The 24,745-nt window shown below is 69.6% G+C and carries 21 protein-coding genes and 3 pseudogenes; 5 read left to right on the top strand and 19 right to left on the bottom strand.

Annotated elements, in window-relative coordinates:
* Positions 1-11: 11 nt before the first annotated feature.
* Together OHA58_RS03450 and OHA58_RS03445 are read right to left on the bottom strand one after the other, a co-directional pair.
* Positions 12-971 carry an oxaloacetate decarboxylase gene (locus tag OHA58_RS03450; protein WP_266557444.1) on the bottom strand — a complete coding sequence of 320 codons (960 nt, stop codon included), beginning with the start codon at positions 969-971 and terminating at the stop codon, positions 12-14.
* Positions 968-1,495 carry a cupin domain-containing protein gene (locus tag OHA58_RS03445; RefSeq protein WP_405476240.1) on the bottom strand — a complete coding sequence of 176 codons (528 nt, stop codon included), beginning with the start codon at positions 1,493-1,495 and terminating at the stop codon, positions 968-970. The genes OHA58_RS03450 and OHA58_RS03445 overlap by 4 nt, the downstream gene beginning before the upstream one ends.
* Positions 1,496-2,443: 948 nt before the next feature.
* Between OHA58_RS03445 and OHA58_RS03440 the strand changes: the two genes are divergently transcribed.
* A complete protein-coding gene (locus OHA58_RS03440; protein WP_405476237.1) occupies positions 2,444-3,385 on the top strand; it encodes an alpha/beta hydrolase in 942 nt (313 codons plus the stop codon).
* A gap of 84 nt (positions 3,386-3,469) precedes the next feature.
* Here OHA58_RS03440 and OHA58_RS03435 read toward each other — a convergent pair whose 3' ends face one another.
* The 7 genes from OHA58_RS03435 to OHA58_RS03405 form a co-directional block, all read right to left on the bottom strand.
* Positions 3,470-4,486, bottom strand: coding sequence for an MsnO8 family LLM class oxidoreductase (locus OHA58_RS03435; protein ID WP_405476235.1), 1,017 nt, complete (start codon positions 4,484-4,486; stop codon positions 3,470-3,472).
* Between the two features lie 203 nt (positions 4,487-4,689).
* The gene (locus OHA58_RS03430) at positions 4,690-6,174 is read right to left on the bottom strand and encodes a DHA2 family efflux MFS transporter permease subunit (RefSeq protein WP_405476232.1); all 1,485 of its coding nucleotides are present in this window, start codon (positions 6,172-6,174) and stop codon (positions 4,690-4,692) included.
* A 119-nt stretch (positions 6,175-6,293) separates the two neighbouring features.
* Entirely contained in the window at positions 6,294-6,809 is a 516-nt protein-coding gene (locus tag OHA58_RS03425; protein ID WP_405476230.1) for a flavin reductase family protein, read from the bottom strand.
* Positions 6,806-8,146: an NtaA/DmoA family FMN-dependent monooxygenase gene (locus OHA58_RS03420; RefSeq protein ID WP_405476227.1), complete on the bottom strand. Its 1,341-nt coding sequence runs from the start codon at positions 8,144-8,146 to the stop codon at positions 6,806-6,808. Before OHA58_RS03420 ends, OHA58_RS03425 begins: the two co-directional genes overlap by 4 nt.
* Positions 8,147-8,498: 352 nt before the next feature.
* On the bottom strand, positions 8,499-9,206 hold the full coding sequence (locus OHA58_RS03415) for a nitroreductase (protein WP_405476224.1): 708 nt from the start codon (positions 9,204-9,206) through the stop codon (positions 8,499-8,501).
* A 261-nt stretch (positions 9,207-9,467) separates the two neighbouring features.
* Positions 9,468-10,202 (bottom strand): NADPH-dependent F420 reductase, encoded by a 735-nt coding sequence (locus OHA58_RS03410; RefSeq protein ID WP_405476221.1) that lies wholly within the window; start codon positions 10,200-10,202, stop codon positions 9,468-9,470.
* A gap of 82 nt (positions 10,203-10,284) precedes the next feature.
* Positions 10,285-10,878, bottom strand: coding sequence for a TetR/AcrR family transcriptional regulator (locus OHA58_RS03405; protein ID WP_329568407.1), 594 nt, complete (start codon positions 10,876-10,878; stop codon positions 10,285-10,287).
* A 616-nt stretch (positions 10,879-11,494) separates the two neighbouring features.
* On the opposite strand from OHA58_RS03405, the gene OHA58_RS03400 reads away from it, so the two are divergent.
* On the top strand, positions 11,495-11,674 hold the full coding sequence (locus tag OHA58_RS03400) for a hypothetical protein (protein ID WP_405476218.1): 180 nt from the start codon (positions 11,495-11,497) through the stop codon (positions 11,672-11,674).
* 437 nt (positions 11,675-12,111) lie between these two features.
* Here OHA58_RS03400 and OHA58_RS03395 read toward each other — a convergent pair whose 3' ends face one another.
* Positions 12,112-12,516, bottom strand: a complete 405-nt coding sequence (locus OHA58_RS03395; protein WP_405476216.1) for an FKBP-type peptidyl-prolyl cis-trans isomerase — start codon at positions 12,514-12,516, stop codon at positions 12,112-12,114.
* Positions 12,517-12,800: 284 nt separating this feature from the next.
* Here OHA58_RS03395 and OHA58_RS03390 point away from each other — a divergent pair.
* Together OHA58_RS03390 and OHA58_RS03385 are read left to right on the top strand one after the other, a co-directional pair.
* A pseudogene (locus tag OHA58_RS03390) lies at positions 12,801-13,190 on the top strand (leucine zipper domain-containing protein); the annotation flags it as partial.
* Between the two features lie 85 nt (positions 13,191-13,275).
* A pseudogene (locus tag OHA58_RS03385) lies at positions 13,276-14,368 on the top strand (integrase core domain-containing protein).
* A 350-nt stretch (positions 14,369-14,718) separates the two neighbouring features.
* Here OHA58_RS03385 and OHA58_RS03380 read toward each other — a convergent pair.
* The 9 genes and pseudogenes from OHA58_RS03380 to OHA58_RS03340 form a co-directional block, all read right to left on the bottom strand.
* The gene (locus tag OHA58_RS03380) at positions 14,719-15,600 is read right to left on the bottom strand and encodes a hotdog fold thioesterase (protein ID WP_405476213.1); all 882 of its coding nucleotides are present in this window, start codon (positions 15,598-15,600) and stop codon (positions 14,719-14,721) included.
* 131 nt (positions 15,601-15,731) lie between these two features.
* Positions 15,732-16,403 (bottom strand): enoyl-CoA hydratase-related protein, encoded by a 672-nt coding sequence (locus OHA58_RS03375; RefSeq protein ID WP_355695221.1) that lies wholly within the window; start codon positions 16,401-16,403, stop codon positions 15,732-15,734.
* A gap of 47 nt (positions 16,404-16,450) precedes the next feature.
* Positions 16,451-17,062 (bottom strand): TetR/AcrR family transcriptional regulator, encoded by a 612-nt coding sequence (locus OHA58_RS03370; RefSeq protein ID WP_392971315.1) that lies wholly within the window; start codon positions 17,060-17,062, stop codon positions 16,451-16,453.
* Between the two features lie 177 nt (positions 17,063-17,239).
* Positions 17,240-17,848: a hydroxylase gene (locus OHA58_RS03365; RefSeq protein ID WP_405476210.1), complete on the bottom strand. Its 609-nt coding sequence runs from the start codon at positions 17,846-17,848 to the stop codon at positions 17,240-17,242.
* A 6-nt stretch (positions 17,849-17,854) separates the two neighbouring features.
* Positions 17,855-18,055 carry an NAD(P)H-binding protein gene (locus OHA58_RS03360; protein WP_405476207.1) on the bottom strand — a complete coding sequence of 67 codons (201 nt, stop codon included), beginning with the start codon at positions 18,053-18,055 and terminating at the stop codon, positions 17,855-17,857.
* Between the two features lie 349 nt (positions 18,056-18,404).
* Positions 18,405-18,722 (bottom strand): annotated as a pseudogene (locus OHA58_RS03355) (MFS transporter); the annotation flags it as partial.
* Between the two features lie 190 nt (positions 18,723-18,912).
* On the bottom strand, positions 18,913-19,839 hold the full coding sequence (locus OHA58_RS03350; RefSeq protein WP_405476205.1) for an NAD(P)H-binding protein: 927 nt from the start codon (positions 19,837-19,839) through the stop codon (positions 18,913-18,915).
* 32 nt (positions 19,840-19,871) lie between these two features.
* Positions 19,872-20,156 carry a hypothetical protein gene (locus OHA58_RS03345; protein WP_405476203.1) on the bottom strand — a complete coding sequence of 95 codons (285 nt, stop codon included), beginning with the start codon at positions 20,154-20,156 and terminating at the stop codon, positions 19,872-19,874.
* A gap of 284 nt (positions 20,157-20,440) precedes the next feature.
* Positions 20,441-20,674 (bottom strand): hypothetical protein, encoded by a 234-nt coding sequence (locus tag OHA58_RS03340; protein ID WP_405476200.1) that lies wholly within the window; start codon positions 20,672-20,674, stop codon positions 20,441-20,443.
* Between the two features lie 278 nt (positions 20,675-20,952).
* Between OHA58_RS03340 and OHA58_RS03335 the strand changes: the two genes are divergently transcribed.
* Positions 20,953-24,666 (top strand): S8 family serine peptidase, encoded by a 3,714-nt coding sequence (locus OHA58_RS03335; protein ID WP_405476197.1) that lies wholly within the window; start codon positions 20,953-20,955, stop codon positions 24,664-24,666.
* Positions 24,667-24,745: the final 79 nt, after the last annotated feature.

The following is a 24,745-nucleotide window of genomic DNA, read 5'->3' as shown; positions in this document are numbered from 1 at the left end:
GCGGGGGATCGTCAGTACGTCTCTCCTGCGTGCAGGCTGCTCTCGTAGTCGCGCTGCGCGTCCTGCGGGAGGTACTTCTCCTCGATGCGACGCACCTCCTCGGAGGAGGGACGGCCGAACATGGCTCCCCAGCCGATGTCGTACTTCGTCCCGGCGTCACCGGTCACCTTCTGGAGGTACTCGGGGAAGCCCGTCGCCTCGCCGCTCTCGATGGCGTCGACCATGAAGTGGTAGACCTCGCGGACCCCGGGCAGGAAGACGGGCAGTGACTGCACCGCCTGCCCCATCGCCGTCATCTCGGCGACCGTCCGGGTCCCGATCAGCGGGACACCGACGACGTACGCGGGGCCAGGAGTCTCCTTTAGGGCGATCTCGGCCTGCTCCCACGTGTGGAAGCCCTCGTAGAAGATGACGTCGGCGCCGGTCTCGGCCTTGTAGAGCTGTGCGCGGCGGATCGCCTCCTCGAGGCCGCCGCCGGCCGCCCCGTACCCGTCGGTGCGCGCGACGATGACGAAGTCCTCGTCGGACTTGTCACGCGCGTCGCACGCGGCGTTCAGCCGACCGATCGCCTCGACGTCGGAGACGAGTTCGACGCCGGCGACACCGCCCGACTTCTTCGGCTCGCGCTGGTCCTCGATGTGGATGCCCGCGACACCGGCGTCGATGAACTCCAGCACCGTGCGCTGCACGTTGAGGGGTGCACCGTAGCCGGTGTCGCCGTCACAGTAGATGGGGATGTCGGCAGCGCGCGCCGTGCGGCGCGCGAGGTCGACGACCTCGGTCATGGTGAGCCAGCCGACGTCCGAGACGCCCTGCCACCAGGCCGACACACCGCCGGAGAGCTGGAACGCACCGAAGCCCGCGTGCTGCGCCATCTGCGCGTGGATCGGGACCGAACCGAGCGGCAGCAACTCGGTCTTCTCGCTCTCGAAGACCGCGCGCAGCGCCTTGCCGGGTGAGGTCGGGCTCATGCTGCGGCCCCCTCGGCGGTGTTGAAGCCGACGGTGACGACGACGTAGACACAGTCCTCGTCGTAGGGGTTCTTCCAGGCGTGGGGCACGCCGGCCATGACGAGCAGGTCGCCGGGCACGAGGGTGCGCTTCTTGCCGCCCGGGAGCACCAGGTCGACCTTGCCGGAGATGACGACCTCGTAGTCGATGGTGTCGCTGGCATGCATCCCGGCGTGGCTGTCGTCGCCGGTCGCTGACATGCTCTCGTCGAGGGTCGAGGCGTCGACCTCGCCCGACGAGTGCGCCGGGAAGCTGCTGATGCCGAACGTGGACCCGTTCGGCCCGGCCAGGGAGACCTTGGTGGGCGGCGCCCCGAAGGAGGTCTTGCTGTGGCCGCCCTCGACGGCCCAGTAGAAGGCGCCGGAGGACACACCGGGGAAGTCGAACTCGGCGGCAGGGCCCGGGTCGAGGAAGTCTGCCTCGCCAGATTCGTTCTGGCCGGCGACGACCAGGCGGAACTTCTTGGGGTCGGGGAACGTGCTCATGTCTCTGAGCTCCTCTGTTGAAGGACGGGGAAGGGGTGGGCCGGGCATGGTGTCTCGGCGCCGGGCCAGGGGGAGGTGTTAGGCGTGCAGGCCGATCTCCCGCATTAGGGGGACGGCGTCGCAGAGTCTCTGCAGGACCTCGCTGATCACCTCGGGGCGCCGCCCAGAGGGTCAGGCCGAGTCGCGGGGTGATGTGAACGGACTCGTCCGGCCGGGGTCGTTGCACTGCTTGCAGATGTCCCGGTCCGGCTGGGGGCGTCGCCCTTCATGGAGATCCGCTGCCAACGCACGGCGCTCTACCCGTCGCCCTTGCCTCGACGGAGACGTGCTCCCAGGCTTCCTTCTGGTGTCCTGGCAGCCGAGGTGGGACACCTGCCCACAGGGCCAGGTCCTCGCGGCCGGTCGGCCGCGCCCGTGTGCACCTTGCTCACGAGCCTCCTCGCGGCGCCCATGCCAGGCGGCCCTGCCAGGACGGGGCGCATGTCGCGCTCGACGGTGTGGTTCGTCTCCAGGGATGCGACAGCAGTCATCCTTCTCTCCACTCCGTCGTGGTGTCCTGGCAGGGAAACCGGGCCGATGGCCACGCCTGACCCTCTTGGGCACGACGGTAGGCGCTGCCCAGGGGCACATAGTCACGGCCAAAGGCGCCATCAGAGCGGGAAATTGCGCCACCTGTCCGCGTACTGATCTCTGCGTGGCTGCGTCAGGATTTGCGTAGCTGGAGAACACCTCGGTGTCATGGCCGGCGCGTCCGCTGAGCAGCGGCAGTGGGATGCGGGTGACGCGTTTTCCGGCCTTGTTGGCGTCGAATACCGTGCCGGTCCGATGCGGACGGCTCCTAACCTGAGCCGCGAACCGCGACCATCTCGAGACGATGTCAGCAGCTCCCAGCTCCCGGCTCGCCGCTTGTGACCACTACGCGCTCGTCCAGCAAGGAGTTGCACCGTCTTGGAGCCCACCGAAGCGACCGACCCGCAGTCTCCCCCCGCAGAGTGGACCGGCATATCCGATCGGGACCGTCTTGCCTACGCATATAGCTGCTCAGGCGATGAACCCTATGAACTCGGCGAAGAGTCCCAGTACCAGGCCGGAATCCCTCGAGGGCAGATTCACGAGCACCGGCTCCGCGACTGCACTGTCTACCCCGGGGCCCCGCACCGCTACTGGGTCTACGTTCCCGCCCAGTACGACGGCAGCGCCGACGCCTCACTGCTGGTCTTCCTGGACGGCCAGATCTACCTCGATCCGGCAGTCAACACACCAGCCGTGCTGGACAACCTCATCGCCGCCGGCGACATACCCGTCACGATCGCCGTCTTCGTCGATCCCGGTCCCAACGGGCCCGGCCTGCCGGTGTACGGCGGATCCGACAACAGGAGCCGGGAGTACGACTCGCTCGGCGGCGACTACGCGGGATTCCTCCTGGAGGACCTTCTCCCCGGCATTTCGCAGAGCTACCGCATCACCGCCGAGCCCACGCGCCGCGGGATCTGCGGGATCAGCTCGGGCGGGATCTGCGCATTCACTGTGGCATGGGAGCGCCCTGACGCGTTCGGCAACGTCATCAGCCACTGCGGCAGTTTCACGAACATCCGAGGCGGTCACGCCTACCCGTCCCTGATCCGGCGAGGCGAAAAGAAGCCACTGCGGGTGTTCCTCCAGACCGGACACAAGGACCTCAACATCGTGTTCGGCGACTGGGAGATCGCCAACCGTGACATGGCTGCGGCCCTCCAGTACCGCGGCTACGACTACAAGCTGGAAGTCGGCCAGGGAGGGCACACACCCTTGCATGGCGCCGCGATCCTCCCCGACACACTCCGATGGCTCTGGCGCGACGACGACGGCGCCTGGAACGACGTGCGGGAGACCCCGGCGACCAGGCCATGAATTTCGGCCCCGACGTCGGCACTGCATCATTCCGAGCATCTTCAACGACACGGCTGCCGCCGCGCCGCCGGACTCGGTGGCCCGTCATGTGCGGGCGGGGGTGAGGTCGAGGGCCTGAGCGAGCAGCGTGCGGGAGTGGGCGCGGGTCGCTCGATCGGCGACCATGTCCTGGACCATGACCTCATCGACGCCGGCGGCCTTGGTCATCTGCTCCAGCTGGTCCCGTACGGTCCCCGGGCTGCCGGCGAGTTGGAGGGGCCAGCGTCCGTCGGTGATGACCGTGGGGGCGTCTTTTTGTGCCTGGGTGAGTTCGCGCGCAGCCTCCTCGACGGTGGGCACCTGTGCACCGGTGCCGGCGCGGGCCAGGCGTGCCATGAGGGCCGTTCGGATCCAGCTCAGGCGCTGGGCTTCGGCGTCGGTGTCGGCCACCACGACGCTGACGGACAGGATGCCGCGCGGCCTCGCCGGACTGCCTGCGGTGTGGGCGGCGTGGCGGAGCAGGGCTCGGGCGGCCAGGCCGGGGTTGATGAAACCGGCGAACGCGTAGCCGAGGCCGAGCTGTCCGGCCATCTGGGCGCTGGAGCCGGAGGAGCCGAGGATCCACACCTCGGGCCGGGATGAGATGCCGGCCGTGGGGTCGAGGCGCGCGAAGGGGTGGTCGGCGGGGAAGCCGCCGTGGAGGTGGGCGAGGACCTCTTGGACCTGTTCGGCGAAGTCGTCGGTGGGCGGTACGTCGCGGTCGCGGCGCAGGGCGAGGTCGACGACGGGTCCTGCGGTGGCGCGGCCGAGGCCGAGGTCGATACGCCCCGGGGCGACGGCTTCGAGCTGGAGGAAGGTCTCGGCGACCTTGTAGGGGCTGTAGTGGTTGAGCAGCACCGCGCCGGAGCCGACCCGGATGCGTGAAGTCGCGTCGGCCGCCAGGGCGATGAGGATCTCCGGCGTGGTGGAGGCGGTGCTGGCGGAGTCGTGGTGCTCGGCGTACCAGATGCGGTGGTAGCCGAGGTCCTCCGCCTTCTCTGCGGCGTCGACCGAGTCCTTGAGGGCCTCGGCCTTGTCACTGCCGGGAGAGACGGTGGAGAGCTCGACGAGAGAGAGTTTCATGGTCTTTCGATCCCTGCTGCCGGCTCTGCTGGAGGGCCGGCGGGAGATGTGTTCGGGGAAGGTTGAAGGTTCGTGAGGGGTTCGGGCAGCGCGGCGCACCCGTGGCGGTGCTCGACCGGACGCTTCTGATTCCGGACCACCGGAACACCGGCGCCAGGATCAAGCGATACCTGGGCGCCGGTGGTCCGGTGGGCACCCCCGGCTCAGTCCTGTCGAGCGGGCTGCTTGGCCTTCCCGACAAAGATGGTTCCGATGATGGCGATGCAGGCGATGACCGCCGCCGTCGTGAAGGCGGCCTGCGCTGCTGAGACGGACTGGGCCAGGTTCAGTGTTCCCGCGTCCTGTGCGTGCGACCCGATGGTGTAGGCCGAGACCAGGATCGCGCCGCCCGCGGCGCCCGCCAACTGTTGGACGGTGTTGAACGCCGCGCTGCCGTGCGGGTAGAGCTCGGCACGCAGCGAGGCCAGTGCGGCCGTCGTCATCGGCGCCCACATGAGGGCCTGACCGACGATCATGATGAGGTAGGCGATCAGGAGTGTCGTGGTACTGGTGCCCGCGTCGACTCGGCTCAGGAACCACAGGGCGGCCGTCCAGATGATCGCTCCGGGAATCGCCAGGGGACGCGGCCCGACGCGGTCGTAGAGCCGCCCGCCGAGGGCTGAGACCACGGAGACCACCACTCCGCCGGGGAGCATGAAGAAGCCGATCTCCATAGTGCTCAGTCCGGACACGTGGGCGAGGATCAGCGGCAGGACCATCGGCACGCCGAACCCGATCAGCGGGACGACGACCATGACCAGCTGCGGCACGGTGAACGAGCTGGTTCGGAAGATCCTCATGTCGAGGAACGCGGCGTCGGTGCGCTGCAACACGATCTGCCGGTGGACGAACGCCGCGATGAAGAGGACCCCGGCCACGATGGGGAGATAGGGCGGGATGGGCGCGTGGCCGGAGACCGACTCACCGATCGTCGCCAGACCGTAGATGAGCGCGCCGAACCCGACGGCGGACAGGATGAGCGACAGCACATCCAGCGTGGCCGGTTCGGGGGTGGTGATGTTGCGCAGCTTGGCGGCTCCCAGTACCAGTCCGGCCAGGGCGACGGGCAGGACGAGGATGAACAGCCACCGCCAGCTGAGCTGGGAGACGATGATTCCGGAGAGCGCGGGTCCGACCGCGGGCGCCACCGCGCCCACGGCGGTGACCAGCGCCATCATCCGGCCCCGGCGGCCTTGGGGGACCAGGCGCATCACTGTGGCCATGAGCAGCGGCATCAGGGCGGCCGTGCCCATCGCCTGGATGATGCGACCGGTGAACAGCACGCCGAACCCCGGAGCGACGGCGGCGATCACGGTACCGGCGGTGAACAGGGACATCGAGGTGATGAAGATCGTGCGGAGGTTGAACCGCCGCATGACGAAGCCGGTGGCCGGGATGAGGACGGCCAGTGTCAGCAGATAGCCCGTCGTGAGCCACTGCCCCGTGCTCGGCGTGATGCCGAGCTCGTCGATCAGCGTGGGCAGCGCCACGCCCACCAGCAGTTCGTTCAGCAGCGCAATGAAGGTGGAGAGGATCAGGACCCAGATGATGAGGGAGTCCCGGGCCGGCAGCTTGTCACCGGCGCGGTGGGAGGGTGGTGGAACGGCGGCGTCCGGAGCGGCGTGCGTCGACGTTTCGTCGAGGGACATGTACGTGATCTCTTTCGCGCTATGGCAGGCAAGCAGGCAGGGGCTGGTGACTGCGGTGGCCCGCCGGTGGGTTGGGGAACGGGGCCGGGGGAGTGGCCCGAGGAGAAGTGGCCGCAGCGTCAGGAAGCGAGCGGTGTGTGGGTGCCGAAGGAGCGGTGGTGGTAGGTGAGGGGCCTGAGGATTCCCAGGTCGTCCTTGCCCTGTTCGGCGGCGTGGACGTGGGCGAGCAGGACGGTGTGGTCTCCGGCGCTGACGTAGTCGTCGACTTCGGCGGCGATCCATGCCGCCGAGCCCGGCAGGCGGGGCAGTTCCTGGCTCGGCGACCAGGTCACGCCGTCGAACTTGTCCGGTCCTGAGCGGGCAAAGGCGCCGGCGAGGTCGGCCTGGTGGGCGCCCAGGATGTTGAGGCCGAAGCGGCCGGTGCGGCGAATGATCGTCAGCAGCTGGGAGCGGTTGTCCAGGGACGTCAGCACCATCGGGGGCGTCAGGGACAGCGAGGCGAAGGCGCTGACCGTGGTGCCGTGCGGGCGGTGGCCGTCCATGGCGGTGACCACGGCGACGGGGGAGGCGACGGTGGCCATGGCGTCGCGGAACGCCTGGAAGGTGACGCTGTCGGGGGCGTGCGTGGAGGTCATGACCGGGCTGTTTCCGTGACGCGGGGATCGAGGCCGTACTGGTCGCGGGCCCCGAGGTTCTCGCGCAGGGTGCCGCCCTCGTAGTCGTGATGGAAGAGGCCGCGTTCCTGCAGGAGCGGCACGACCTGGTCGACGAAGGCGTCGACGCCGTCGTGGTAGCCGTCGATGGCCAGAGAGAAGCCGTCGCAGGCGCCCGCCTCGAACCATTCCTGCATGTGGTCGGCCACGTCGGCGGCGGTGCCGGCGACGACCGGGTGGTAGTCGATGACGCCGTGCGCCAGGACGTCCCGCAGACTCCAGCCCTCCCGCGCCACCTCGAGGGCGCGGGCGGAGCGCGCGTCATGCGGACTGGGTACGGCGTCGGCCAACTGGCCCGCGGTCAGCGGCTCGTCGAGCTGCTCGTGGCTCAGCGGCAGACCGATCATCGCGCCGAGATAGCGCACGCGCCGGCGCAGGTCGACGGACTCGTCCAGGAAGCGCCGCCGGTCCAGGGCGGCGGCGCGGGAGGAGGCGATGGTCGGCATGAAGCCGGCGAACATCTTCACCTCGTCCGGGTCGCGCCCGGCCCGCTTGGCAGCGTCCCGCAGGTCCCCTCGCTGGGCGATGGCGTCGTCGATCGTCATCGGGTTGGCGTACACGCCGCCGGCGTACCGGCCCGCCAGCTCCAGGCCGTAACTGCCGCCGCCCGCCTGGAAGATGACCGGCTGGCCCTGCTCGGACGGTGGAATGGGCAGCGGCCCGCGGGAGGCGACGTGGCGGCCCTGCAGGTTGACCGGCTGAATCCTGCCCATGTCGGCGAACCGCTTGCCCTCGACGTCGAGGACCCAGGCGTCCTTCTCCCAACTGCCCCACAACGCCTGCACGATCTGGACGAACTCGTGGGCACGCTCGTACTTCTCCGCACGGGGCGGGACCGGAGAGCCGAAGTTCGCCGCGGCCGCCGGGTGGGAAGTGGTGACCGCGTTCCATCCGGCCCGGCCGTGGCTGATCACATCCAGGGCCTTGAACTGGCGGGCGAGGTTGAAGGGCTCGTTGAAGGTGGTGGAGCCGGTGGCCACCAAGCCGATCCGCTCGGTCTCACGGGCGATGACGGTGAGGACGAGGAGCGGGTCGATGGGGTGGTGCGGGTGCTCGTTCTCCAGGTCCACGTCCAGGACCGGGGTGTCCGCGATGAACAGCAGCTGGATCTTGCCGCGCTCGGCGGCCTGCGCGTAACGCACGAACTGGTCCATGTCCGTGTAGCTGGACAGGTTGGCCCCGGGCAGCCGCCATGCCCCGGGCTCGGATCCGTAGCCGCTGGTGAACTGCATGGCCAGGAGCATCTGCGGGATTGTCATAGTCGTCTCTCCAGACGAGGCGAGAAAAAAACGGAGAGTGCATCCGTTTACCTTCTCGACAATACGGAGGGTGCCTCCGTATTGCAAATGATCCGGATCCGGGAAAGGGGAGGGTGATCCGCGGGCGCCTGGGGCTGCAGGTGCGCGAACCCGCGGCGGAGACGCCAGGAACCACGCAGCTCCCCCACTGCGCGAGGCGCGGCGGACAGCAAGGGCTGCCGGGAAGGGGAGCTGCGTACTGATGCGACCTTGACAGAGCCTCAGCCCCGGTCGGCCGCCCAGAGCCCGTCGAGGGCCGGCTCAGTACAGCTGGCCGGGCGTGCTCGCCGGATTGTTAGTGCGGGAGGAAGAGCTACTGCCCGTCCAGGACGCCAGGGGTGCCGTGCAGGACCACGCTCTGCTCGAGCGGGATGCGCCCCATGCGGAAGCTGTTCGCCGGTGCGGTCACGTCGGCTGTGCCGAAGGAGATGCCGAACAGCAGCTTGAGCTCCTTCGGAACGCCCAGGTGCTCGCGGATGGTGTCGGCGTAGAACCCGAGCATGGTCTGGGGGATGCCGTCCAGCCCCCGGGCCGCCAGCGCGAGCAGGAAGTTCTGTGCGTACATACCGATGTCACCGGCCGCTCGTACCCCGTCGCCGAATGTCGGCATGAACAGGAAGGCGATGTGCGGGGCGCCGAAGAAGGCCAGGTTCTCGCGGGCTGCGGCCTTCCTGGCCCTCCGGTCCGAGCGCGGTATCCCCAGGGCCTGGTAGAGGATCGCGGCGTGCTGGTGCGCCCTGTCAAGGTAGCTGCCCTCGCCGAAGTCGGCGTAGTCGAAGGTGAAGTCGTAGGAGAACCGTCCCTCCTCGTCGGCCTTGAGTAGATGTCCGCTCAGGGCGTCCCGCTCCGCGCCCGAGACGACGTGCACTGTCCAGGGCTGGGTGTTGCAGTTCGAGGGGGCGGTTTGAGCGTCCTCCAGCACGCCGCGGATGTCCGACGGGGACAGCGGGGTGGGCAGGAATCCACGCACGGAGCGCCGGGACCGGACAAGGTCGCTGAACGTTGATGCTGTGCTGGGCAAGGTGATCCTCTCTGCGGCACTTACTCCCCGCCACGGCGGTTTGGGGCGGCGACTGGGGCGCGGCGCAGCGCGACAGGCCGCGGAACGACGCGGTCGGCATGAAGACGGCACAGGACGTGCCACCGCCCTCTTCGATCGGGGCGCTTGCCAAGCAGGGTCGTGCTGGAGCCGTACGCTGCAACAGGGGGTGCGTGTTCTTTGCGTCCGTGACGCCGCCGCCTTCGTGTCGTCCCGTATGCGACGGCGGCGGCGCCGGGCGGGTCAGCGGTGGGCGGCGCGATTCATCTCGACGACGTCGGCCAGGGTGGGGTCGGCCGGCAGAGCGGCGAAGCGCTCCGGCAGGCTGTTGCGGACGCGGACGTCCTTGGCGCGGTCGGCCGCGGCCAGGGCCGCCGGCAGTTCGTCGAGGGTCAGCTCGGTGCAGTAGGCAGGGCCGTTCGGCTGCTGGCGCCAGGAATCGGCCAATGTGCCGGCGTCGTAGGGGTCGAAGCCGGTGTCGTCCACGAGCTGCATGGCCACGCGCCGCGCCTCCTCGGAGTCGCCGGCGACGGGGATGGCGATGCGGCCCGGGGTGCCTGCCGGGACACCCTTGGTCTGCTGGGTCCCGGCCAGGGCGGCGTTCCACGCCTTGACCACGGGGCGGCCCAGCTGCTCGGCGTTCCACACGCTCTCGACCTGGCCGTTGTCCACGGCCTCGATCTGCCCGCTGAGGTGCGGGTAGTAGTTCGAGGTGTCGATGACGACCGTCTCGTCCGGGACCGTGGCGAACAGATCGGCCAGCTTTCCCGCCACCCCGAAGGGGATGGCCAGGACGATGACGTCGGGGTCCTGGACGGCGTCGGCGAGGTCCGCTGCGCGGGCCCCGGACTCCAGCACCTCGGCCCGGACGGCCTCGGGACCGCGAGCGTCGGCGATCTGGACGTCGTGACCGGCCGTGCTGAGCTTGGCAGCGAGGTTCCCGCCGATGGCGCCAGCGCCTATAACAGTAATTTTCATGATTTGTCCCTTGGGAGGTCGTGCTGCCCTCAGGGCAGCGCGGTGTGATGGCTGGGTGGTGGGAGGGGGCGCTTGCGGCGGTCTACGGCTGGTCGTTCCGCTGGCGGTAGCCGCTCGCGATGAGTGTGCGGAGGCGGTCGAGTGATTCCTCATCGGTGCCGTTGCCCTTGATCCAGGCGGTGGAGCAGGCTGCGAGGAACAGGTCGTAGCCCCTCACCCCCGCGCGCACGTGCCCTGCGCTCTGCGCGGCTTGCACGTGCTCGTCGGTGGCGGCGATGAGGATGTCGCAGGGAATCGTGAGCGGGTTGTCCGGCTCCTGTGCCCGGGCCGCGGCCATGAGCGGTTCCGGCAGCCCACTGAAGGCGCTGAAGTAGTCCTCCATCGCCCGCAGCCACTGCTCCAATGCCTCGGCGGCATCGCCGAGTTGCTCGATGTCCGCCTGACGGGCCACCAACTCCTCGGAGCGCGTCTGCAGCACGGCCGCCAGCAGCGCCTCCCGCGTGGGGAAGTGCCGGTACAGGGTGCCGGGCCCAACACCCGCCTCCTTGGCCACCGCCTCGAGCGAGGTACCCACCCCGTGCTGCAGGAAGTGGCGCTGCGCGGTCTCCAGGAGGGCGGCGCGATTGCGCTGGACGTCCGCACGGGGCTTGCGGCCCCGCTGTTCAGTGGCGCTCATGCGCCCTCCCGCTCCGGTGATCTTGCGGCCGCATCAAAACGGATGCTGCCTCCGTACTGATTCGAGAGTAAAGCGGAGGCTGCATCCGGTCAAATGAGTGCGGTCGGACGGGGCCGGGATGTCAAGCCGAGGGGGCGAAGGAACGCTGGTGGTAGGTGAGGGGGCGCACGTGGCTCGCGCCCGCCTCGGCGGCGGCGACGCAGGTGAGGAGGACGGTGTGGTCCCCGACGGTGACGTCTTCGTCGAACTCGGCGGTCTCGTGGGCCGCCGAGCCCGGTAGGCGGGGCAGGTCTTCGCTCGGCGACCAAGAGGGCCGCCGAACTTGTCCGGGCCGGGCGGGCGAAGGAAGTGGTGGGACGGCCTGGTGTACGCGGCTCCGAGATTTGCCGGGTAGAGACCGCGCCCGAACAGGTCCGCTCTGGCGAGCGTGTCTGGGGCGGGCTCCCTGTGCGCTTCGCCGGCGTCACCGACCTCCAAGCCAGGGTCACCGGAGAGACCTGCTCGGTGACCAACTACGGCAACACCGACCGTGTGCCCCCTGGCCGTCGTCGGCCAGGGCCCCTACTTCGAGTCCGCCAACACCCTGTAGAGCACCGGATACTTGAGGGCGGGCAGGGTGCGCTTCAACACCCTGGAGAACAAGATCTTCAGGTTTGTCACGGTGAAGACCCCGAACACGCTCATGGGCACCGTCGCCGCCTCGGTCATCGACCCCGGCGGCGCAGACACCTCCACCCTCACTGTCTCGTCCGGCGCACGGGTGAGGTGGCTCCGAACGGGCAGCCGCCCTCCGTGATCGAGCTCGGTGGCCCGCGGGTGCCGGCGTGCGGGTGGACCTTTCAGGCGTTGATCGACGATGCGCGGGAGTCCGGCCGGCCACTCTTGGAGTTCACGGCGCAGCCTCCCGACGGGTACTCCTCCGATTTCGCCCCGCAGGTCGATGCTCCTCGGGCGCCGTTCCAAGCGGGCTGGTGCCTGCGGTCTGATCTGGGAGTTCCGGTCTACGTGTGGGTGTTCTCCGAGGGGCAACTCGCCGATGCTCCTGATGAGTTGGATCTGCGGCGGCGGGGGATCGCGCGCTACGTGGCGCACTCGGTGTGTACGCGCGGAGGAAGGGGATGGGCCCATGCCATCGCGGAGGACATGGAGACGTGGACTCCGATCGTGGCGCCTGACCCGAGCGTCGTGGACGCCGACCGGTATGGCGACCGCGCTCCCGTTTACCGCACGTTACTAGGCGTTGCTCCACCCGGTTGTGCTGGAATACGAGTCCAGCAGGTCCACCACGAAGACCAGGGTCGAGCCCGCCGGGATCAACGGCGAGGGCGACTGATTGCCGTAGCCGAGACGCGGGGGAACGATGATCTCGCGCCGACCGCCGACCTTCATCCCCCTCACCCCCCGGTCCCAGCCCTTGATGACCCTGCCACCGCCCAGGGCGAACTTGAACGGCTCACCCCGGTCCCAGGAGGCATCGAACTCCTTCCCGGACTCGAAGGTCACCCCGACATAGTGGACCCTGACCACCATGCCGTTCTTCACTTCAGCCCCGTCCCCGACGACCAGGTCCCGGATGGTCATCTCGGTGGGAGCGGCACCCTCCGGAACGTCGACCTCGGGCTTCGTCAGTTCACTCATTGCCGCCTCATCACTCTCCGTCGGGGACCCTTGCACGGGCCAGCCGGACACATGGACACCCCATGCAGCAGATGGCCACGCTACCGAGGATGCCGATCCACGGAGCACGCCAAATCCGGGCGGCCACACGTGATGATCTTTCGTATAGCCGATGAACGCGACCCCGCGCGTGGCTAGGTGTGCTGTTCGGGCACGTTGGTGACGGCAGGGTGGTCTTGCATGGGTGAGGACCTTCTGGTTTCGGTGGTGATTGCGACATCTACCGCCGAGTGCAGGAGGCCCTCATGTGCCACCGTAACGCTCCGCTGACACCGACCGGGAGACTGCGCCTCGCCCGGTGCATCGTCGAGGACGGCTGGCCGCTGCGGCGGGCCGCGGAGCGGTTCCAAGTCAGTCACACCACCGCTAAACGGTGGGCCGACCGCTACCGGCAGTCGGGCTGGGCGGGCATGGACGACCGTTCCAGCCGCCCCCACCACTCGCCTGGCAAGACCCCGGCCCGCATCGAGGAACGGGTGGTGCGACTGCGCCAAGAACAGCGGATCGGACCGCTACGGATCGCTGTCCGCACCGGAGTTGCTCCCTCGACCATCCACCGCATCCTGCGCGACCATCACCTGCCGCCGCTGGCCACGCTGGACCGGGCCACCGGCCGGCCCATCCGCCGCTACGAACGCAACCTGTGGGGCTCGTAAAGTCATCGCTGCAGGTGGAAGGCCGGGTCCAGAGTGGATCGCTGGCAACTGGGATGCTGCGCGGATGATCGTGTCGCTGCTCTACAGGGCCACCCGTGGGCTGCTGTCCGTACCGGCGGTGCTGTTGCGCCGGGACACCGCCAAGGACGCCGAACTGCTGGTGCTGCGGCACGAGAACGCGGTGCTGCGGCGACAGCTCAACGGCCCGGTCCGCTACGAGCCCGCGGACCGGTTCTGGCTGGCCGCGCTGTCGTCGCTGATACCGCGCCACCGCTGGAGGGACGTCTTCCCGGTCACGCCGGGAACGCTGCTGGCCTGGCACCGCGGGCTGATCGCCAGGAAGTGGGACTTCTCCGCTCGACGCCGGCGCACTGGGCGACCGCCCACCGCCCACCGCGGCCGCGCTCAAGAGGCTGGTGCTGCGCCTGGCGAGGGAGAACCCGAGGTGGGGGCATCGCAGAATCCAGGGCGAGCTGGCCGGGCTGGGGCATCCGATCGCCTCTTCGACGGTGTGGCAGATCCTGCACGCGGCCGGTATCGACCCGGCCCCGCGTCGGACCGGTCCCAGCTGGCGCGAGTTCCTCACCGCTCAGGCCGAGGGGATCATCGCCGCGGACTTCTTCCACCTGGACACGGTCACCGGCAGGCGACTGTACGCGCTGGTGTTCCTCGAGCACGGCACCCGCAGGGTGCATATCACCGGCGTGACTGCCCACCCCACCGCTCAGTGGGCGACCCAGCAGGCCCGCAACCTCGCCGCCGACCTCGGCACCCGCCTCGATTCCCTGCGCTTCGTGCTCCGCGACCGCGACACCAAGTACACCGACTCCTTCGATGCCGTCTTCAAGGCCGAGGAGATGGACGTGCTGCTCAGTGCGCCGCGGGCCCCGCGGGTGAACGCCCACTGCGAGCGAGTGATCGGAACCGTCCGATGCGAGGCTCTCGACCACGTTCTGATCATGAACGAGGCCCACGCCCGACAGGTCCTCGCCGAGTACCGGAATCACTACAACCGGCATCGGCCGCACCGATCCTGGGACCAACGACCGCCCGAGGCCCAGGAACAGCCAGCACTCCTGCACCAGCTCGAGCCCAGGCGGCTCCTGCGCACACGCGTCCTCGGCGGAGTCATCAACGAGTACCGATACGCCGCTTGATCTGCAGCGATGACTTTCCGAGCCCCACAGGCCTGACGCCCGACGAGATCGGCGCCGTACTGCTGCAGACCGCCGTGTGGAGTTGCAGGTCGCGCCGGTTGGCGCCGAACGCGTCGAGCCCGCCGAACCAGATTGAGCCCCTCGGCGCGGGCCCGGGACACCAACTGCTCGGCCATCTCCCGGTCCAGCTCGGCCCGTCTCGCCAACTCCGTCCCCGTCTGTACGTTGTTCGCACTCTCGCCGGGGTTACCGCCCTTGATCCCCATGGTGATCCTTCCCGGCAGAGACCACGTCTCATGCCATCCAGGTCACACCGGGGCATACACAATCTTTAGGACAGTCCCGGCGACCTAAAGGATCATGCAGGTGGTGGTGGCGTGGGCGATCAGTTTGCCCTGGTCGTCCAGCACCTTGCCCTCGGCGGTGGCGGTGCGGCGACCGGCGTGGATGACGTTGCCCTCTGCGGTGAGTATCTGTCCGTCGGTGCGGGCGGCGCGGATGTAGTTGACCTTGAGTTCGAGGGTGGTGTAGCCGGAACCGGCGGGGAGGGTGGTGTGGACGGCGCAGCCCATGACGGAGTCGAGGAGGGTGGCGGCGATGCCGCCGTGGACGGTGCCGAGGGGGTTGGCGAAGTCGGGGCGGGTGTCGAGGGAGATAACGATGCGGCCGTGGTCGACCTCGTCGAAGCGCATGCCGAGCAGGCGGCCGATGGAGGGGATGTCGGTAGGGCGTTCGGCCTGCATCCAGCGCATCAGTTCAAGGCCGGTCATGGCGGTGAGGTCGGTGGTGGTCACGGTCGTTCTCCTTGCATGGTGCTGGTGTTGCCGCCGCGCGTGTTCGTCAGGTGGGAAGGGCTGGATGCGGGCGGGCACGTGTTTGTGCCAGGGGGTGCCGGCGATGGCGTCGCGCCAGGTGGGGTCGGTGAGGGTGTTCAGGGCGACGCCGCCGTAGAAGAAGATCGATTCGCCGCCGTGGGTGTCGCGCACGGTCTTCAACCGGGCGGCGATCTCGCGTATGGCGGTGTCCCAGTCGATGGGCGTGAAGCTGCCGTCCGGCTCCCGGCGCAGCGGTGTCGGCAGCCGGGCTCCGCCGTTTTGGTAGTGGTCCAGGCGCAGGGCCTTGTTGCAGGTGTATCCGGCGGTGGCGACGTGCTCCTTGTCGCCGCGGATCTTGGTGAAGCGGCGGCGTCGGTCTGGATCTGGATGCCGCAGTTGTTCTCGCACAGGATGCACGCGCTCTTGCGCCAGGCGGCGGTGTCGGCGGTCATCGGCCCTGTCTCCTCATGCGGTGGGCAGCTGGGGCAGCCCGCGCCCCGGGGTGGCAGCGGCCGGGGCGCGGGGTGGTGCGGTCGGTGAGGTGCTGGTCAGCCGAGCGGGTTAGTGGTGTCGCGGAGGGTGGCCAGGGCGGGGGCGTACATGCGGGCCTTGATGGTGCCGAGGGTGTCGCCGGCCTTGTTCACCTGCGTCTGGGCGATCTCGATGGCGATGGAGCGCACGGCGTCCTCGGCGATGGCCTGGTCGACGATGCCGGAGGCCGCGGCGTCGGCACCGCCGTAGCGGCGGGCGGTGAGCATGGCCTCGTGCGCGGTCTGCGGCGCCAGTCGGGACTGGATGAGGGCGGCCATGCCGGGAGTGAAGGGGATGTTGATGTCCGCTTCGGGCAGGCACCAGTAGCCGCGGTCGGCCCGCATGACGCGGAAGTCGTGGGCGAGGGAGAACATCGCGCCGGCGGCGAAGGTGTGTCCCTGCAGTGCGGCCACCGTGATGACCGGCAGCGATAGCATCCGCGCGAACAGTTCATGGACGGAGACGACGTAGTCCTGGTGCTGGTCGGCGTGGGCGAACAGCCAGTCCAGGTCGAGCCCGTTGGAGTAGAACTTGCCGGTGGCGGCGGTGACCAGGGCGCGAGGGCCCTCCGCCTTCTCCACCTCGTCGAGCGCGGCGCCGACGGCAGTGAGCCAGTCGGGGTGGAAGCGGTTCTCTCCGTCTCCGAGGTCGAGGACGAAGACGTTGTCCTGACGGTCGAGCGAGGGCATGGCGACTCCTTCGAGCTATGTAGGTGAAGCGGCTGGGCGGCTGCGGGCTACGGCCGGGGCCCGGTTTCGGCACCGGGGCGGTCGCGCAGGGCGTACAGGAGCAGGTCGTGGATCTCGGCGGCGGCTGCCTCGATCGGAGCGGTGCTCTGCTCGGCCCGGCACATGATCACCGCGCCTTCGACCGCAGCGATGATGAAGGCAGCGAGTCTGCGGCTGCGTTCCTCAGTCAGGCCGTGCCGCAGGAAGAGGGCCGCGAAGGCCTCCTGCCACCGGGCGAAGACGGCAGCGGCGGAACGGGCCAGCTGGGGTGCGTCGTCGTTGGTCTCGACGGCCACCGCCACGATCGGACAGCCGGCCCGGAAGCCGCTGTCCACGAGCCGGTCGCGCCACAGCACGACGAATGCGTCGACGGCCTCCACCGGATCATCCGCCTGCATGGCGGCATCGATCAGGCCCGCGACGAAGTCCCCCGCCAGCGCCACCGCTTCGTCGATGAGCTGCGTCCGCCCGCTGGGGAAGTGGTGATACACCGAGCCCCGAGGGGCTCCGCTGTGCGCCAGCACCCGGTCGATGCTGGTCGCGCTCGCCCCGTACTCACGCAGCAGAGCAGCAGCACTGAGGATCATCCGGTCACGGCTTTCACTCCTGCGCGGGCTCACCCGCACACCACCTTCCCCATGACAACGCAGCCCGCCATGCGAGCTACCTGTAAGTAACTTATGTAGTATGCCATAGACCATATAAGAGGGGCTGCGGCGGTCATTCATCCGGTACCGACAGGCGCCGCTCGGCCGAGGTGCGTGCCAGCGATGACGGCGCCCCGGGGCGCGCTCAGCTCAACACGCTGAACCTGTCACCCACCCCTGCATCAGACCCCTGTGCAGCTGGGCCATGGTGGCGACGTGCTGTTCGAGGTGCGGCGGCATCCCCAGCTTCGGGAGCTGGGCCTCCCACCGGTCCAGCGGCACGTCCACATAAGACACCGAACGACCCAGCGCCCGAGAGAACTCCTCGGCCAGCTCCGTCATGTCGACCGAACGCGGCCCCGTCAGCTCGTAGACCTTCCCGATGTGCGGAGCCGGGGCGCGGAGCACGGTGGCGATGGCCCGGGCGACTTCGTCGACAGCGACCGGTGAGGTGCGTCCGGTGCCGAACGGCAGCGCGATCGTGCCGTTCTCCTGAATCGACCGCGCCGCCATCGTGGTGAACAGCGGAGTGTCCAGGAACGCCGTCGGCCGGATGTGCACCACGGGCAGACCGGACCAGTTGAAGACCTGCTCCGCCAGCCAGTGCAGCCGCTGCTGGTGCGACTTCTCGGTGCTGGTGGCGGTCATCTGCGACACCGTCATCTGCGACAGGTCGACCAGGGCCTCCAGCTTCCCGTACTCCTTCGCAACGGAGGCCACCACGGTCGCCGCCAGCAGGTGGTCCGACGACACGCGCATCGCGAATTACATCCGTGTCACGCCTTGCAGAGCGGCCGCCACCGTCTCGGGCCGGGTCAGGTCGCCGATGACGACCTCCGCGCCGAGCGCCCGCAGTTCAGCGGCATGCTCGTCCTCGCGGCGGACCATGAAACGCACCGGCACGTCCTGAGCGCGCAGTTGTTCGAAGACCGTACGGCCCACGCCCGGCGCCGGGGATGAGAACAAGGTTGTTGGCAATCATCAGTCGATCTCCTTCGGAGTAATGGAATATCGGAGTTGCGGTGTGATCAGAGCGTCAGCGGTGCTGTCAGAAAGGCGTTGGCCGCGGCGATGTCACCGCTGATCCAGATGGCGATTTCGCAGGGGTCTCCAGTGCTGTCGGTGGTTCGGCGATTGCCCGGCGGAGCAGGTCAGCGGCGCCGAAGTCGGCACAGGCCTCACTCGCGCCGGTGGGGTGTCGGCGCGGCCTGCGGGGACGTCCCCAGCAGGGGTCGCCTCCGGTGTCTCGCGGGGATGGTTCGTGATCACCGTTGGCTCCTACGGTCTGGCGCTTGGACTTGTCACCGTCGGTGGCCGCTGCGGCGTCGTTGCCCGGCAGGAAGACCAGTACGACGGCCGCCGACCCTATTGCGGTGATGTGCATGGCATGGATGAAGGCGTCGTTCGCGGACCGCACCAGCGCCCTGCCGGCCGGTCCCAGCTTCTCGGCGACGGCCAGGGTCGCCTGGACGGATTCACCTGCGGCGTGCCGGTCGAAGGCGGGCAGTACGCCCAGCTGGCCGTCGATGCCGTTGCGGTAGATGGTGGACAGCAGAGACCCCAGCACGGCGACCCCCATGGCCCCGCCGACCTGCCGGAAGGTGTCGTTGACCGCGGATCCGGAGCCGGCCCGCTACGCGACATCTGGCTGGTGGCTGGGGGACTCACTCGGGGCTGTCAGCCCCTTCGGCGAGGGTGCGGGACACGGTGGCGATCGAGGCCTCGGCCCGTCATCAGGACGGTGAAGGCGTCTGCACCCTCGGGCACCGTCTTGGGCTTCCTCAACGAGGCGGCATAGCTGTCGCAGCCAAACGTCCCAGGGCCTACCCCTTCCCAGCCCGCAGTCCCGGTGTAGCTTCGACCAGGCTGTCGAAGCCCGATGGCGGGCGGCCCAGGAGTTCCGTCACATCGTTGGTGCTCCGGTCGTAGCGGTTCTCCCTGTGCAGGCGGGCCATCGTGGAGATGTGGCCAAAGACATGCGGCGTCAGGCCCAGCGGCTTGAGGTCGCGCTCAACCCATTCGTCGTACGGCACGTCGAGGTACGTCACGGTGCGTCCCAGCGCATCGGAGAACTCGGCGGCGACCGTGGTCATGTCGCGGGAGGCGGCGCCGGTCAGTTCGTAGACCCGGCCGACCGGTGGTGAAGGGTCAAGCAGCAGTCGGGTGACCACCTCGGCCACGTCGCGGGTGGCCACCGGCGAGGTGCGTGCGGTGCCGAAGGGGAGGCGGATGGTGTTGTCGCGTTGGATGGAGGCCACGGCGAGCATGCCGAAGAGTGGGTTCTCCATGAACACCGTCGGCCGGATGTGGACGACGGGCAGCCCGGACCAGTTGAGGACGTGTTCGGAGAGCCAGTGCAGCCGCTGCTGGCGCGACTCCGTGCTGCTGGCGAGGTTCATCTGAGAAACGGTCATCTGTGAGATGTTCACCAGCAGTTCGAGCTGGCCGCTCTCAAGGCCCGCTGCCGCCACGGTTGCCGTGGCCTCCAGATAGTCGGCCGAAGGACTCATCCCGAAGTAGGCTCTGCGGCATCCCTCCAGGGCCGCCACCACGTCCGCTCCACGCGTGAGATCACCGACCACCACCTCGACGCCGCTGATGGCCCGCAGAGCGGCGGCACGGTCGTCGTCGTGGTGCACCAGGGCTCGCACCGGCACCCCGTGTTCGCGCAACTCCCTGACGACCTTCCCACCCACACCCCCGATGCCACCGGCGGCACCGGTGACCAGGATCGGATCAGCACTCGGCAAGGTGCCCTCCCACAGTCGACAACTCGTTCCGTCTATCTATGGCACGCGGACCGCCCCCCCCGCGCGCCCTGGCCGCGGGGGCCACCCGTCAGGAGTAGCCGCCTTGGGCGGTCGGCGCCGCAGATGGGCCCCTGGTCGGGGTGGCAGCCGGTGAGGCGGGCGACGCCGATGACCGCGCCCAGGTGCAGTTCGCGGCCGCGGATCGCGGTGGCGATCAGCGGATCACGCAGGGCGGGGCGCTCCAGCTTCTGCCCGGCGTGGATCAGGACCCAGCCCCGCCACAGCCAGGGCCGGGGTTTGTTTTCCGGGTTCTTCACGGCGAGGGTGCAGGTGGCATAGGGCTGGCGAATCGTGATGCCGCGGATCCAGTCGCCCCGGGCAGGGTGGCGATGCTCATGCGGCTGGCCCCCCGATTCCGGTTCCGTGGCGGCCGGCGCGGCGCCCGTTGATGGACGGGTGAGTTGCGTGCCGGGCGTCGGCGAGGACTGCGTGGCCGGAGTGCTTGCCGTCGTACAGGGCAGCGTTGGCGGCTCCCCGGTCATCGAAGGCGCGAAAGGCGGCCGCGGGCCGGTTCTCCGCTGCGGGTCGTGGACAGTTCGTGTCAGGGCAGGCAGCAGCGGGGGAGGGTGCCCTGTCGCCGGAGAATCTGCGGGCTGTCCTGGCGCCGGTCGACCTGGTGTGGGCGCGCCTGGACCGTCCGGCCGCCCGCCGCCTGGTGGAGGCCGCGGCCCGCAGCGAACTGGCCCGGGTGGAGGGCTTCACCGGTCGCCCCGACGTGCCGCAGGTTCTCGCAGACCGCCTCTCGAGGCGCCTGGAGGATCAGATGCGGCTGCACGGCCCGATCAAGGACCCAGTGGGCCGGCTGATCGGCCGGGCCCTGCCCCAGCGCCAGTTGTGTGCCGAACCCCGGTGCGACGAGGGCACGTTGCTCGATTCCGGCCGCGTCCGCCGCCGTCCCCCCCCCCCGGACGCGCGGTGGCCGACGACCCCGTCTGCTCGCGGCGTAACTGTGCCATGGCACAAGAGCGACATGTGTGACCCCTTGAACGACGCCGGGGGGAGGCCGGAGGATCCAGTGATCTTTCGCTCTTCGCCGCGTCTCAGGAGTCTTCCTTGTCCAAGGTTCCCATCCCCCGGCCCGGGCCGATCGCCCTCGCCGTGGCGGCCGCGCTGACACTCGGCGTCATACCGGCGACTGCCGCTGTGTCCGCGTACTCCGCCGGTGAGGTGTCGCACAACGACACCGGACACCAAACCGCCGGCGATGCCGGCACGCACACCGTCACTCTGATCACGGGTGACAAGTTCACTATCGGGACCGCCGCCGACGGCACCGTTGTGCGCTCCTTCCAGGCCGCGAGCGGAGCCACCACCGGCTTCCACCGCGCTGTCGTGGACGGCGCCACCTATGTCTACCCCGACGCCGCCCTGCCGTACGTGAGCGCCGGCAAACTCGACAAGCAGCTCTTCAACGTGACGCGGCTGATCACCGAGGGCTACGACGACGCCCACAGCTCCCGGCTGCCGCTGATCGTGCGCTACACCAAAGCCGCCGCCAAGGCCCGCACTCGGACGAAGATGGCCGGCTCGACCGACGTCCGCCGCCTGGACAGCATCCAGGGCGCGGCCCTCGCGCAGAACCACCAGCAGGCACCGGAGTTCTGGTCCTCGCTCACCGGGGGTTCCGGCGCGGCGGCCCGGTCCGCGAAGCCGTCCTTCGCGGGCGGCGTCGCCAACGTGTGGCTCGACGGCAAGGTGAAGGCCGACCTGGCCGACTCCACCGCACAGATCGGCGCGCAGAAGGTATGGGCGCAGGGCGACACCGGCCAGGGCGTGAAGGTCGCGATGCTCGACAGCGGCGCGGACACCGAACACCCGGACCTGGTCGGGCAGGTGTCCGACAGCGCCAGCTTCGTCCCCGGCGAGGACGACATCGCCGACTACAACGGCCACGGCACGCACGTCGCCTCGACCATCGTCGGCACGGGCAGTGCCTCCGACGGCAAGGAGCGGGGTGTCGCCTCCGGCGCCCGGCTTGCCGTCGGCAAGGTGCTCAACTCCGAGGGCAGCGGCCAGGAATCCTGGATCATCGCGGGCATGGAGTGGGCCGCCCGCGACCAGAAGGCCAGGATCATCAGCATGAGCCTGGGCGGCAGCGGTGACAAGACCGACCCGATGAGCCAGGCCGTCGACGAACTCAGCCACGACACGGGCGCGTTGTTCGTGATCGCGGCGGGCAACGGCGGCCCGCACTCCATCAGCAGTCCCGGTGCCGCAGACTCCGCGCTGACCGTCGGCGCCGTCGACTCCACCGACACGCTCGCCGACTTCTCCAGCCAGGGCCCGCGTGACGGCGACGGGGGGCTGAAGCCGGAGATCACCGCGCCCGGCGTCGACATCGTCGCGGCGCGCTCGCACTACAAGCGCGGCTCCGGCTACTACACCACGATGAGCGGCACGTCGATGGCGACGCCGCACGTCGCCGGTGCCGCCGCGCTCCTTGCCTCAGAGCACCCCGACTGGACAGGCACCCAGCTCAAGGAGGCGCTGGTCAGCAGCGCCAACGCAACCCCGGCGTACACCCCGTACCAGGCGGGCGCCGGCCGGCTCGACGCGCTGGCGGCCGTGCACACCACGGTCTTCGCCACCACAAGCGCCTACTCCGGCTTCCACACGTGGCCGCCGAAGCCGGGGCAGACCGACGTCCAGACGGTGACGTACACCAACGTCGGCGACGCACCGGCCAACCTCCACCTGGCGGTCAACGGCACCGTCCCGGCAGGGTTGTTCAGCCTCTCCGCCGACCACGTCACCGTGCCCGCCCACGGCACCGCCACGGTCACCCTGACGGCGGATCTGGACAAGCTGGGCGGCGACCAATCGGTCAGCGCCATGATCACCGGTACGGACGGCAGCGGAGCGGTCCGCGCCCGGACCCTGATCGGCGCGGCCCGCGAGGGCCAGCGGCAGAATCTGACCGTGGTCGCCAAGGACCGTTCGGGCAAGCCGCTGGAGGGCCGGGTCGTCCTGACCGCCGAGCACCTCTTCACGGTGATGGACCTCGACGCGTCCGGCACCGGCACGGCGCGGCTGCCCGTCGGCAGCTACAGCGGCTGGCTCACCGGTGACGTGCAGGGCGCCGAAGGCCCGCACTCGCGCGGCATGGTGCTGCTCGCCTTCAACGACGTGAAGCTGGACCAGGACTGCACCGTCACCCTGGACGGCCGCAAGGCACGCCGGATCCTGGCGCGCGTGCCGCAGCAGACCACCGCCGTCGCGCCGCGCCTGGACGCCCACCGGTCCTTCACCGACAGCCTGGTGGAGACGTCGATGCTGCCGGACCCGTCGTACGACAGCATCTGGGCGCTCCCGACCGGCAAGAAGGTCACCGATGGCGAGTTCGAGACCGGCGCCCGCTTCCGCCTCGAGCAGCCCGCGCTGACCGTGAGCACGAAGTCGACGACCTTCAACGACCCGCTGGTCAAGCGCGCGGCCACGCCGCTGCCCGCCGGTAGCCGGAACCTGACGGCGGTCTTCGCCGGTGACGGCACGGCCGAGGAGCTCGCGCGGCAGAACGTGCGCGGCAAGGCCGTCGTGGTGCGCGGCGCCGGCACGGAAGCGATCAAGGCCCAGGCGGAGGCCGCCGCGGCCGCCGGCGCCCGGCTGCTGCTGGTCGTCACCGACGGCGTCGGCCGCCTGCAGCCCTGGGACGAGAACCCCTGGAGCCCGCAGAGCCCGGCCCCGGTGACGGTGGCGACGCTCAACGCCGACCAGGGCGCCGACCTGCTCGGCCAACTCCGGCACGGCGCGGTCTCGCTGAAGGTCACCTCGCACCCCACGACCGACTACGTCTACGACGTCGTGCACCACTGGACGGGCGCCGTTCCGGCGGACCCGACCTGGCGTGAGGAGTCCAAGGACCTCGGCCGGGTGAACGTCTCGTTCCGGAACTACCGGCAGGGCAAGGCGATGGAGTTCCGTCCGGACGTCTGGCGCGGCTGGGCCGTCGGCAACCAGCTCACCGCGCCCGCCCAGGGCGAGCGCACCGACTGGGTCACCGCCGGCACCACGTGGCTTGACGACGCCTTCATCCGGGGCGAGACCGGGCAGCACTCGATCGACCCGCTGAACTACCCGGCGCGCAAGACCGGCAAGGTCAGCTGGTTCGGCCCGATCCAGCGGCCCCGCATGAGCCCGATCAACTACCAGCCGGTGCGCTACCTCGACACGATGTACATCACCGCGCCCGGCTGGGGTGACTCGGGGTCCGGCCACGTCGGCGAGGCCGGCGCGAACTTCGACGTCAAGGACTGGATGTCGCTCTACCAGGGCGACCAGCAGCTCGACTGGGGCAACGCCGAGTACCTGCAGGTTCCCGGCCTCGGCGCCGAGCGCCTGCCTTACCGGCTGGTCCTCGACAACGACCGCGGCACCTGGGTCAACCCGTACTCGACGCACACGCTGACCGAGTGGGACTTCACCTCCGCGGTCACCGGCAGCGATGCGGCGGTGTCCCTGCCGCTCATCCAGCTCGACTACGGCGTGGACACCGACACGTCCGGCCGTGCCGACCGGCACGCCGGCCTGACGGTGACCGCCTCGCACCTGCCGGGCACCACCGCCACCATCGGGAAGCCGGCCGTCGAGGTGTCGTACGACGACGGTGCGACCTGGCAGCGGACCGACCTGAGCCGGTGCGACGACGGATGGCGGACGCACCTGCGCGCGCCGCGGTCCGCCGACTTCGTCACCCTCCGGGTCGGCGCCCGGGACAGCGCGGGCAACACCGTCTCGCAGACGATCACCCGGGCCTTCGGCCTGCGCTGACGTCACACCCCGGGAGGTCACCGGGACAGCACCGCGTGGGTGGGACCGCAGCCGGCGGCCCCGCCCACGCGGCGTTCCC

This window comes from Streptomyces sp. NBC_00009 (assembly GCF_045040855.1).
Taxonomy (GTDB): Bacteria; Actinomycetota; Actinomycetes; order Streptomycetales; family Streptomycetaceae; genus Streptomyces; species Streptomyces aureus.
This window is presented reverse-complemented; position numbering and strand designations above follow the sequence as displayed.